Source organism: Bacteroides sp. ET336 (assembly GCF_024733815.1).
Taxonomy (GTDB): Bacteria; Bacteroidota; Bacteroidia; order Bacteroidales; family Bacteroidaceae; genus Phocaeicola; species Phocaeicola cellulolyticus.
The window spans coordinates 205274-217290 of record NZ_JANRHK010000001.1 but is presented as its reverse complement, the minus strand read 5'-3'; the positions used below and the strand labels follow the sequence as shown (position 1 = coordinate 217290).

General features: G+C 39.3%; 9 protein-coding genes and 2 tRNA genes. 4 read left to right on the top strand and 7 right to left on the bottom strand.

Annotated features, from left to right (window positions below):
* Positions 1-32 precede the first annotated feature (32 nt).
* Genes NW213_RS01070 through NW213_RS01060 form a run of 3 tightly spaced genes read right to left on the bottom strand, consistent with a single transcriptional unit; the run spans position 33 to position 3028 of the window.
* Complete coding sequence (locus NW213_RS01070) at positions 33-869, bottom strand: DUF1460 domain-containing protein (protein ID WP_258321535.1); 837 nt, start codon at positions 867-869, stop codon at positions 33-35.
* The gene (locus tag NW213_RS01065; protein WP_375338092.1) at positions 859-1491 is read right to left on the bottom strand and encodes a trimeric intracellular cation channel family protein; all 633 of its coding nucleotides are present in this window, start codon (positions 1489-1491) and stop codon (positions 859-861) included. The genes NW213_RS01070 and NW213_RS01065 overlap by 11 nt, the downstream gene beginning before the upstream one ends.
* A gap of 22 nt (positions 1492-1513) precedes the next feature.
* Positions 1514-3028, bottom strand: coding sequence for a DUF3078 domain-containing protein (locus NW213_RS01060; protein WP_258321534.1), 1515 nt, complete (start codon positions 3026-3028; stop codon positions 1514-1516).
* 307 nt (positions 3029-3335) lie between these two features.
* On the opposite strand from NW213_RS01060, the gene NW213_RS01055 reads away from it, so the two are divergent.
* From NW213_RS01055 to NW213_RS01040, 4 genes are all read left to right on the top strand, one after another.
* A complete protein-coding gene (locus tag NW213_RS01055; protein WP_154044228.1) occupies positions 3336-4934 on the top strand; it encodes a CTP synthase in 1599 nt (532 codons plus the stop codon).
* 21 nt (positions 4935-4955) lie between these two features.
* On the top strand, positions 4956-6812 hold the full coding sequence (yidC, locus tag NW213_RS01050; RefSeq protein WP_258321533.1) for a membrane protein insertase YidC: 1857 nt from the start codon (positions 4956-4958) through the stop codon (positions 6810-6812).
* 96 nt (positions 6813-6908) lie between these two features.
* A complete protein-coding gene (locus tag NW213_RS01045) occupies positions 6909-9014 on the top strand; it encodes a S9 family peptidase (RefSeq protein ID WP_258321532.1) in 2106 nt (701 codons plus the stop codon).
* Between the two features lie 4 nt (positions 9015-9018).
* Positions 9019-9429: a secondary thiamine-phosphate synthase enzyme YjbQ gene (locus tag NW213_RS01040; protein ID WP_154044225.1), complete on the top strand. Its 411-nt coding sequence runs from the start codon at positions 9019-9021 to the stop codon at positions 9427-9429.
* A gap of 67 nt (positions 9430-9496) precedes the next feature.
* Here NW213_RS01040 and NW213_RS01035 read toward each other — a convergent pair whose 3' ends face one another.
* The 4 genes from NW213_RS01035 to NW213_RS01020 form a co-directional block, all read right to left on the bottom strand.
* On the bottom strand, positions 9497-10147 hold the full coding sequence (locus NW213_RS01035; protein WP_258321531.1) for a carbohydrate-binding family 9-like protein: 651 nt from the start codon (positions 10145-10147) through the stop codon (positions 9497-9499).
* A gap of 129 nt (positions 10148-10276) precedes the next feature.
* Positions 10277-11782 (bottom strand): TrkH family potassium uptake protein, encoded by a 1506-nt coding sequence (locus tag NW213_RS01030; RefSeq protein ID WP_154044223.1) that lies wholly within the window; start codon positions 11780-11782, stop codon positions 10277-10279.
* Between the two features lie 44 nt (positions 11783-11826).
* Positions 11827-11901, bottom strand: a tRNA-Pro gene (locus NW213_RS01025).
* Positions 11902-11939: 38 nt separating this feature from the next.
* Positions 11940-12014, bottom strand: a tRNA-Pro gene (locus tag NW213_RS01020).
* Positions 12015-12017 lie beyond the last annotated feature (3 nt).

Below are 12017 nucleotides of genomic sequence, written 5' to 3'. Positions count from 1 at the left end.
AAAGTTGTTCAGGATAACCTGAACAACTTTTTTTATTTTACTCTTATCACCCTTACCCCGGTATGTTTTTTCCTGTCTTTCAGATACTCATAAAGTGACATACGGTCAATAACAACCCTAGCATACAAAGATGAGGCATGAAGAAGATGGATATTACCATCAACCCAAATTGCAAATCCCAAATGCAATACGTCAAGACCGTCTATATTAGTGGTTAGAGCAAGTATATCACCATTACATATATCAATATTATTATATGTCTTCAGGTAATCCTTTGGGATGTAAGGCATATCATAATTTCTCCATTTTTCCTCTATACGCAACATTTCACTTACCGATAATGAATCTCCTTTCAAATGACGGTACAACAAGGGATGCTTTGTCATATAATTTATAGAGAAATGTCTTTGCGAGTGATTACTACGAGATGTAACCTCATACAAAATTCCTTTTTTTTCATTATCAGCCACCCAGTCTGAAAAATAATGCAGTCTTGACGAATATCCTTTTATCACTCCATCACGATATCTGATTTTGGTGAGCGCTTTTTTAAAATCATCATATCCGCCATGCTCTATCTTTGAAGCCAGATACATTGCCAGTACGGTTTCTACATATGTAGTGCAATCTACCGAATCAGTCCGCACAACCAGACTTTCATTTTCATTGACATCCAATGTCCCTCCACAATAAGGTACCCCAATCATACTCCTTGCAAAGAACATTATTCTATCTGCATCTGACTTTAAATCGGCCTTTGCACTGTTCTCTATTATACTGTCAACAAATAATGAATCGTGACTTATAGAGAAAGCCGGATTAGTAAACAATGATATTACAATGAAAATAAAAAGCTGTTTATTTATCATCTACAGGTTCCCCTTTCAAAATAGGTAATGTGATTTTATACTTGACTGCTATTATACGAACAATAAAGACTGTAGCTCCGCAAGCTATTTGCGAAATATAGCTTTCAAAACCTACAATAGAACATAACCATAAAACGATTCCACCTACCACGCATGCCATGGCATATATTTCCTTTCGGAATATAAGCGGAATTTCATTGATGAAAACATCACGAATGACTCCACCGGCAGCACCTGTAATGCTTCCCATGATTATCGCTACCCAAAACGAATATCCTAAATCAAGACTTTTTGTAGCACCTACCACTGTAAACAATGCCAAACCTATACTGTCGAATATAAAAAATGTATTATTAAGATGTATAAGATATTGACGAAACAGTATGACAAAAAACATTGCCAAAGCCGTACAGATAAGATACATAGGATCGATCATCCAGGCAGGGGTTACATCTAGAAGCAAGTCACGTAATGTACCACCGCCAATAGCCGTTGCAAGACCAACCACATAAGCGCCAAACCAGTCAAAACTTTTTGCAGAAGCCAATCTGATACCACTTATTGCAAAAGCAAAAGTTCCTATAAAATCAAGTATCTCAACAAAAGATGGAATTTCAAACATATATAATTACAAATTATAAAAATCACCATGTATAATTCAAACCAAAACTAAACAGTTCCTGCAGCTGGAAATAACTTTCATCAGGCTCTTTGGTTACCCCATCGTCATATCTTGCGTGAACAAACAGTTTTGTAGATAAGTACTTATTCACTACAAACGTGAAAGTATTTTCCCATTCACTGAACACCTTCTCGTAATTGGTTGTATAAGAGAATTTCGATTCCCACAATAATGACGGGATAATTTTCCATGTCAAAGTGGCATTAATACGCGAACCTAATACATTTTCACGCTTATGACCTTCTTCGATATTAAATTTCGTAGGATCTACCTTATCACTCCTTACACTATACAAAGTGTAGTTTATAGGGTTAAGCAGTACAGACAAATCTACTTTTCCATCTTTTACAAACTTATAGTCCATACCGAGACCGATGTTAAGAGTAGCCGGTGAAAGTAAAGCAGATACCAGATCGTCCGAATTAGTAGCGTAGTTTGAGAAGAACTGTGTCTGGAACTCACCAGAGAGTGTATAATACCAATTCTGTATCGCCTTATATCCCAGCTTAGATGTAAGACGCAGCAAGTCGTTGTTGGCTTTATATGTATGTACCGTATCGGATGGCGCTGTAATAAATCCGAGCTTCCATTCTAATTTTGTTTCAAACTGTGTTTTCTGCTTATCATCGTATTTTACCTGCCATGTAAATCCGGAAACAAGTGATTTAGTACTTTCACCACCTTTATACCAGTTTTCAGAAATATAGTTTTGTGAGAACTGAAGATATCCGTTTCCTCCATATGACCAGAAATTAGGCTTCAACACCAATAATTCAGAATCAGACATTTGATCAAAACCGGCATTGTTCTGTATCAGACTTATGATATTATCTTCACGATGCGCTGAAGTCATGTCTTCGGAAGACATAAAATCAAGTCCTCTCAAGCTAGTTTCGTTCTTTTTTACCAATTGCGGATATTGCACATAAAAATCAAGCAACTGTCTATTGATACGTCTATCTACCTCGGATGATATCTGCATATGAGGCATACCGATTTCCAACATTGACGCCTTACGCAAAGAGTCATTCACAAGTATATCTCGCGGGAACCACGAATCAATGCTTGAAGCCTGATCAAATGACTTGGAATAATATGTAAGAGGCACTACGAATTTATAATAATCAGACTTCATATCTATCTCCGACAACGAGAGATAAATATCATCCCATCTTTCTTGTGCCCATTCCGAATATTTTCTGTAGTCAGAATATATTTTATTGAGTTCTATAACCGACTTTGGAATAACCACAACAGGCTTTTGCGGAACGACTTTCTTGGCGATTGTATCTGATTTCTTAACCAAAACAGTGTCAACATTTGACTTCAACAAAGAATCAACCTTTATTGAATCAATCGCCAATGTATCATTGTTTATACTATCTTTTACTTCCTTAAATATGGTTGTATCATTCAACAATAAATCAATATCAATTACAGAATCAGGAGAAAGAGTAATGATTGAATCCTGCACCATAGAATATCCTTTTAAATCTGAAGCAAAAGAATAATCAAATAAAAAACTATTAACAAATAGAGATGCCAATAATAATAAAACAGTTAATGATTTCATCGTTATATTTTTGTGTTTAAACTTATCGCAAAAATACAAATATTTCTTTTATACTATATTATATATCATGGAAATATGTAACAAGAATGAAACTTCTTGCACAATTAATAATGTTTTGCCTTTTTACTCCTTGACTTTCGGCTTTTTTTTATAAATTTGCACACTTGTAGAAATATTTCTTATTGAATCAAATTTTTAAACATACATTATTGTGGCAGAAACAAAGTACATTTTCGTAACAGGTGGTGTTGCCTCTTCATTAGGTAAAGGTATCATTTCATCTTCAATAGGTAAATTGCTGCAAGCAAGAGGCTACAGCGTAACTATCCAAAAGTTCGACCCGTACATAAACATTGACCCGGGTACTCTGAATCCGTACGAGCACGGAGAATGCTACGTTACAGTTGACGGACATGAAGCCGATCTTGACCTTGGACATTATGAACGTTTCCTTGGTATCCAGACTACTAAGGCCAACAACATTACCACAGGACGTATTTACAAAAGCGTAATTGACAAAGAACGTCGCGGTGACTATTTGGGAAAGACTATACAGATTATCCCTCATATCACTGATGAAATTAAACGTAATGTTAAATTACTTGGTAACAAAAACCAGTTTGATTTCGTTATAACAGAAATTGGTGGTACTGTAGGTGATATCGAATCATTGCCATACCTTGAAAGTATCCGTCAGTTGAAGTGGGAACTTGGCAGAAACGCCTTGTGTGTTCACCTGACATACGTTCCTTATCTTGCTGCTGCCGGCGAATTGAAAACAAAACCGACACAGCACTCTGTAAAAGAACTTCAGTCTGTAGGTATCCAGCCTGATATTCTCGTATTACGTACAGAACATGAACTGAGCCTTGGATTGAGAAAGAAAGTAGCATTGTTCTGCAATGTTGACGAGAATGCTGTAATCCAGTCAAAGGATATGCCTACAATCTACGAAGTTCCTCTCCGCATGCAGGAACAGAAACTTGATGTTACAATTCTTGAAAAGATGGGATTGCCTGTAGGCGAAACACCTAGCCTTGGTCCTTGGAAAGACTTCCTGAACCGCAGATACAACGCTACAGAAAAGGTAAGAATTGCATTGGTCGGCAAATACGATTTGCAGGATGCTTACAAATCTATTCTTGAAGCATTGTCACAGGCTGCTACTTACAACGACCACAAGGCAGACATTCATTTCGTGAACAGTGAAAAGCTTACTGATGACAATATTGCCGAAGCTCTGAAAGACATGGACGGTGTTATCATCTGCCCGGGATTCGGACAGCGCGGTATCGAAGGTAAATTTGTTGCAATCAAATATTGCCGTACACACAATGTTCCTACATTCGGTATTTGCCTTGGTATGCAGTGTATGGCTATCGAATTTGCAAGAAACGTACTTGGCTACGAAGATGCAAACAGCCGTGAAATGGACGAAAAGACTCCTCACAATGTTATTGACATCATGGAAGAACAGAAATCTGTTACTAACATGGGTGGAACAATGCGTCTTGGAGCTTATGAATGTGTACTCGACAAAGATTCAAAAGCATATGAAGCTTACCAGAGCGAACACATTCAGGAACGTCACCGTCACCGCTATGAGTTCAACAATGACTACAAGGAAGAATATATTAAGGCAGGAATGAAGTGTACAGGTATCAACCCTGAATCAGATTTGGTTGAAATCGTAGAAATACCTGCTCTGAAATGGTTTGTAGGTGTTCAGTTCCACCCTGAATACAGCAGTACTGTTCTGAAACCACATCCATTGTTCTTGTCATTCATTAAAGCAGCTATTGAAAAGTAATTAATAAACTACTAAGAAAAAATGGATAAAAACACGTTAGTAGGCTTCGTCTTGATTGGAGCTGTTATAATTGGTTTTGGTATATATAACACTCCTAATCAGGAAGAAAGAGCTCGTGCGCAACATTATCAGGATTCTATACAGCAAGTAATCAAGCAGAAAGAAGAGCTGATGCAGAAACAGGAAGCCGCAGCCGAACAAAAGGCTATGATGGTTGACTCTACTTCTATCTTCTTTAATGCTACAAAAGGAACTGAACAATTCATTACTTTGAGTAATGATCTTATTGATTTGACAATATCAAATAAGGGAGGACGTGTCAGTAAAGCTGTATTAAAGGAATATAAAGACCAGAAGAAAGAACCGCTTGTACTGTTCGACGGTACCGACGCTTCGTTAAATATCGGATTTGAAGGCAAAAATGAAAATATCATGAGTAGCCAGATGTATTTCGATGCAACAAACGTAACAGACAGTACAGTCACAATGAGACTGAACGCTGCAAACGGCGGTCATCTGGACTTCTGCTACAAGCTTATTCCTAATTCATACATGGTGAACTTTACAGTACAGGCTACAGGAATGCAGAATTTCTTCTCGCCTTCTGTCAAGACCATGACTATTGACTGGAAGCAGAGAGCACGCCAAATGGAGAAGGGTTATACTTTCGAACAGCAGTACACTTCTTTGACATACAAGCCTGTAGATGACAGCTTCGACAATCTTGACAAGGCTAAGGATGAAAAAGAATCCATCAAAGAAGTTCTTGACTGGGTAGCTTTCAAAAACCAATACTTCTCATGCGTGTTCATGGCTGAGAAAAATTTTGAGAACGCTACATTGGAATCGAAAATGGAACAGAAAGGCAGCGGCTACATGAAGAACTATCATGCAGACATGCAGACTGCTTTCGACCCTACAGGTGCGCAGCCAAGCAACTTCCAGTTCTATTTCGGACCTAACCACTTCAAGACTCTCCTTGCAAGCAACGATTTGAGTTTTGCAGACAAAGATCAGGAACTTGAAGACCTGGTTTATCTGGGATGGCCTATTATCCGCTGGATAAACCGCTGGTTCACAATCAACCTGTTCGACTGGCTGTCAAGCTGGGGACTGAGCATGGGTATGGTTATCCTGCTTATGACTATCATCGTTAAGGTTCTGGTTCTTCCTACAACATGGAAATCATTCATTTCATCAGCTAAGATGAGAGCATTGAAACCATACGTAGAAAAGATTAACCAGAAATATCCGAAACAGGAAGATGCACTGAAGAAACAACAGGAAACAATGGCACTTTACAGTCAGTACGGAGTAAGCCCGATGGGAGGATGTCTGCCTATGCTGCTTCAGACACCGGTGTTCATGGCATTGTTCTTCTTTGTTCCGAACGCGATAGAATTGCGCCAGCAAAGTTTCCTTTGGGCAGACGACCTTTCTGCTTACGATGACTTGATTAGCTGGAGTACTTCAATTCCTCTCTTGGGTAATCACTTGAGTCTGTTCTGCTTGTTGTTCAGTGTTACAACAATTATCAACCAGCTGGTTATGATGAAACAGCAGAATATGGGTGATAATCCTCAGATGGCGGCAATGAAATGGATGATGTACATCATGCCTGTGATGTTCTTCTTCATATTCAACGAATATGCATCAGGATTGAGTTATTACTACTTCATATCAAGTTTGATTGGTATCCTCACTACATGGATCATGTACAAGGTTACTGACGAAAAGAAACTCCTTGCACAACTTGAAGCAAACAAGAAAAATCCGTCTCAGATGAAACAGAGCAGCTTGTTGTCAAGACTTGAGGCTTTGCAGAAAGAGCAGGAACGCCTTCAGAAAGAACGCCAGGAGAGAATGAACAAGAAATAACATTCTGACACCGATAATAATATTGTCATTCAGAGATAAGATGTTCTCTCTGGATGACAATATTTTTTTATTGTAAAACACATAAAAAATACAACAATGAATAAAAACCTAATCACAATGACTGCTGCTACATTAATGTTAGCCACATCAGGATGCGTAAGCACCGAACAGTCTGCCGAAAATGAAGCGACCATAATAGGCAAACAGGAAATAAAAATTGAAGACGGGCGTCTGACTCCGGAAGTTCTTTGGGCTATGGGACGTATAGGAAGTTCAACTGTTTCGCCTGACGGAAAGAAAATAGCATATACAGTTTCATACTATAGCGTAAAAGAGAACAAAAGCCATACAGTCATTTATATAATGAATGCAGACGGAAGCGAAAACAAGCTCCTCACTACTACTGCTGCAAGTGAATATGAACCTGCTTGGATAAAGAATGGAAAAAAACTCGCATTCCTTTCAAATGGTCAGATATGGGAGATGAATTCTGACGGTACTGAACGCAAACAGCTTTCCGATTATGAAGGAGGAATAGACGGTTTCAGTTTTTCACCTGACGGAAACAAGGTATTGTTTATCTCACAAGTAAAATATGGAGAACGTACAGTTGACAAATATCCTGACCTGGACAAAGCTACAGGTATGGTGATTGACGATCTGATGTACAAGCATTGGGATGAATGGGTACAGACTGTTCCACATCCTTTCATAGCCGATTTTGACGGAAACAAAGTTGGTACAGCTACAGATATAATGGAAGGTGAACCATATGAATCGCCAATGAAACCTTTCGGAGGTATCGAGCAGCTGACTTGGAGTAACGATTCAAAGCAGATTGCATACACATGCCGCAAGAAGACAGGCTTGGAATATTCTGTTTCTACAGATTCTGACATCTATCTTTACAACATCGAAAGCAAGGAAACAAGAAACCTTTGCAAAGAAGATGCAAATGACAAGAACATGGGGTACGACACAAATCCTCTGTTCTCACCAGACGGAACAATGATTGCATGGCAAAGTATGGAACGCGACGGATATGAAAGTGACCGCAACCGCCTTTGCGTAATGGAACTGGCCAGTGGCAAAAAAACATACGTCACAGAATCATTCGAATCGAGTGTTGATTCATACTGCTGGGCAAATGATAGCAAGACACTATACTTCACTGGTGTTTGGCACGGAACAAGCATGATTTACAACACTAACATTAATGGTGAAGTAAACAAACTGACTGACGGTATGTACGACTATGCTTCAGTAGCATTACTTAATGACGGACAGCTGTTGACAAAACGTCACTCTATAAGCGAGGCTGATGAGCTTTATACTGTATCACTGAACGATAATAACTCAGTAAGCCGTATAACAAAAGAAAACGACCATATCTTCAGCCAGCTCAAAACAGGTAAAGTTGAGCCGAGATGGACTAAGACAGTTGACGGCAAACAGATGCTCTCATGGGTTATCTATCCTGCCGATTTCGATCCGAACAAGAAATACCCTACCCTTCTGTTCTGTCAGGGAGGTCCTCAAAGCCCTGTCAGCCAGTTCTGGAGCTACAGATGGAACTTCCAGATTATGGCAGCCAACGACTATATAATCATCGCCCCTAACCGCCGCGGACTTCCGGGTTTCGGTATGGAATGGCTTGAAGATATTAGCACTAACTACGGCGGCCACTGTATGGACGATTATTTGAGTGCAATAGATGATATAGCAAAAGAACCATATGTTGACAAAGACCGTTTAGGCTGCGTTGGTGCAAGTTTCGGAGGTTATTCGGTTTACTGGCTTGCCGGACACCACAACAAACGTTTCAAGGCATTTATTGCACACGATGGTTTCTTCAACATGGAGCAGCAGTATCTTGAAACAGAAGAACTCTGGTTCACTAACTGGGATCTGGGAGGTGCTTACTGGGAAACTGAAAACCCTGCAGTTAAACGCAGCTATGCCAACTCTCCTCACCTCTTTGTCGAGAAATGGGATACTCCTATCCTATGCATACATGGCGAAAAAGACTACCGTATTCTTGCTTCACAGGGAATGGCAGCCTTCAATGCTGCCAAACTGAGAGGAGTTCCTGCACAGCTACTTGTTTTCCCTGATGAAAACCACTGGGTACTGAAACCACAGAATGGAGTATTGTGGCAACGCACATTCTTCGCATGGTTGGACAAATGGTTAAAGAAGTAATATCATGGTACAGCAAGTTGAATTTTCACTCAGTCCGAAGAGGAAAGGATTTCATCTGGTGACACAGGAGATAATGAAAAACCTCCCTGTACTGCCTGAACAGGGAATACTGAACCTCTTCGTAAAACATACAAGCTGCGCACTGAGTATAAACGAAAATTACGATCCAAGCGTACGCTCAGATATGGAACAGATTTATAATCGCCTTGTAAAGACTAACGAGCCTTACTATAGTCATACAGACGAAGGTGAAGACGACATGCCAAGCCATGCAAAATCGAGCTTGACAGGAGTCTCAATAACCATCCCGATTACAAACGGACGGCTAAATCTGGGAACCTGGCAAGGTATATATCTTTGCGAATTCAGATATTCCGGAGGAGCACGTAAAATCGTAGCGACGATAATATCATAATAAAAGCCAAGAGACCGTCTCAAAATAAACTTGGAATGGTCTCTTGGCTTTTATTTACGAACAAATTTTATTTTTCAAAAACAAGTTTTCCGAAAAACTTAGGACAGTGGAAACAAGGTTGAGGCAAGTTTATCGGACTCCATGAAAGGAAATGCGGAGTCTGAAGCAGGTCGCCACACTTATAGAAATTACCACGAAGAGTCATTCCTGACAAATCTTTTACGTCATGCTTGAAAAGTGATGATGCAGGAATAATCAGCGAAAGTTCCCAGCTGCAATCACCTATACGCTCTTCAAACGGATCGTTTCCCAATGAAGACCATCTTTTCACATTTTCAAGAACATTCTGAGGAGCATGGTGTCTGTCACCTTTCTTTCCGTAATTAACAAGCAGTTTGCATGCACAGTTACATTCAAAGTTATAATATTCTTCCTCTCCTTCAAAGTTTACAAAAAACTCACAACATGAATCTTCCCAAACTCTACCTAAATCGGCAGAAGCAACAGCTCTCACACTTGCCTCTGAAACTACAAAATTTAGCAGAATAGCATTACCGGTATGTAAAACTCTGAATTTTACATCAGGAGAATAAGGGAAATCAGACCAATTAACAACATCAATAGAATTGAAGTTTACCGACAAATCATTCATCAGTTTACCTACCTGTTTAGCGCTTTCTACGCCACCGGCAACCTTCTTAACTGTAATTTCTTTCATTATTAATAAAGTTTAGACATATGGTACTTTGCAAATATAGCAATATTTTCGCAACTACCGCACCTATTCTTCAATAATTTAAGATTTAAGCTTTAATATTATAAATATATTTCCTTACTTATCTTGATTTTATCTTTTCTCCCAAAAACTAGGAGCAAACATCAACAATATACCGAAAAGCTCAAGACGGCCGATCAACATTAAAAAAGAAGAAACCCATTTTGCCGCATCAGGAAGAGCACTCCATGAAAATGCTGGTCCAAAACTTCCAAAACCCGGCCCAACATTACCTATACTGGATACAGCAATTCCCATGGCCTCAGTCATTTCAAGACCTATTACCATAAAGATAAACCAACCTACAAATGTACATATTAAGTAAAGCATTGCAAATGTTGTTACCGTCGATATAGTAGAAGTGGAAACAGACTGACCGTTAACCTTAACTGGAAGCACGGCACGTGGGTGCATAAGCCTGTTGAATTCATTCTTCACATTCTGAAGAATAATAAGCAGACGCATTGATTTCATTCCTCCAGCCGTAGAACCAGTACAACCTCCTGCAAACATTATATACACTATAAGTATAAGCGTAAAATGAGGCCATGTAGAATAATCATCTGTGGCATATCCACATGAAGTATGGATTGTTACAACCTGGAAAAAAGCACGACGGAATGCCAGTTCAAGACCATATCCTTTTATGAAATACAATGCAAAAGTTATTATTGCTGTGACAACACCTACAGATATAAGGAAAAATCTGGTTTCTGCATCCTTAAACCACCTGAAAGTTTTTCCTTTCAGAATGAGGAAATAAAGAGAATAGTTTATTGCAGCCAGCATTGTAAATATGGTTATCACATATTCTATAAAAGGAGAATTCCAATAGGCAACACTACTCTGTTTAGTAGAAAATCCTCCTGTAGCAGTAGATGTAAACGAATGGCATACGGCGTCAAATACTCCCATACCACCAAACCACAAAAGAATGGCCTCTACCGCAGTAAGAACCAGATAAACCATCCACAATCCCTTTGCCATCTTACTTATCTTAGGATGGATTTTATCATGATTTACCCCAGTAGCTTCGGCAGAGAAAAGTACCTGGTTTCCCACTCCGAATATAGGCAATATTGCTATCGTGAAAAATACTATACCAAGTCCTCCGATCCATTGAGTAAAACTTCGCCAAAACAACATTCCATGAGACAAAGACTCTATATTATCAAGTATTGACGCACCTGTAGTGGTAAATCCTGACATGGTTTCAAAAAACGCGTCAGTTACAGAAGGGATACTGCCACTTATATAGAACGGCAGCATACCAAAGAGTGTAAAAAAGAGCCATGTAAAAGCAACGATACAATATCCGTCTCTACGTGAAAGTCTTTTATCGGCATTCTTACCAAAGAAAAACAATATACTCCCAACACCAAAATTTATTAGCATGGAATATACAAAATATATATAGTCACTTTCATTATAGAAAAGAGAAACCAAAGTGCACACCAAAAACATCATCCCCTCAAGATAAAGAAGTATGCCCAAGATTCTGAATATCATTTTACGGTTCAACAGGCTATGACCACGACCGTCTTCGACATGCATTTGTGTACTGATGAAGTCTTCCATATCGTTTATAAATTAAAAAAGAGGCCATAAGCCTCTTCTATCCGTCGGGGTACCAGGATTCGAACCTGGGACCCCCTGCTCCCAAAGCAGGTGCGCTAACCGGACTGCGCTACACCCCGAAGATGTTAAATTTTTAGCTGAGAAATCTTTTACCTTGTCGGGGTACCAGGATTCGAACCTGGGACCCCCTGCTCCCAAAGCAGGTGCGCTAACCGGACTGCGCTACACCCCGAAA

Excerpts from the sequence above, each read along its gene's own strand:
- NW213_RS01070 (WP_258321535.1), bottom strand. The coding sequence starts at position 869 with ATGATAAATAAACAGCTTTTTATTTTCATTGTAATATCATTGTTTACT.
- NW213_RS01065 (WP_375338092.1), bottom strand. The coding sequence starts at position 1,491 with ATGTTTGAAATTCCATCTTTTGTTGAGATACTTGATTTTATAGGAACT.
- NW213_RS01060 (WP_258321534.1), bottom strand. The coding sequence starts at position 3,028 with ATGGTGCAGGATTCAATCATTACTCTTTCTCCTGATTCTGTAATTGAT.
- yidC (WP_258321533.1), top strand. The coding sequence starts at position 4,956 with ATGGATAAAAACACGTTAGTAGGCTTCGTCTTGATTGGAGCTGTTATA.
- NW213_RS01045 (WP_258321532.1), top strand. The coding sequence starts at position 6,909 with ATGAATAAAAACCTAATCACAATGACTGCTGCTACATTAATGTTAGCC.
- NW213_RS01040 (WP_154044225.1), top strand. The coding sequence starts at position 9,019 with ATGGTACAGCAAGTTGAATTTTCACTCAGTCCGAAGAGGAAAGGATTT.
- NW213_RS01035 (WP_258321531.1), bottom strand. The coding sequence starts at position 10,147 with ATGAAAGAAATTACAGTTAAGAAGGTTGCCGGTGGCGTAGAAAGCGCT.
- NW213_RS01030 (WP_154044223.1), bottom strand. The coding sequence starts at position 11,782 with ATGGAAGACTTCATCAGTACACAAATGCATGTCGAAGACGGTCGTGGT.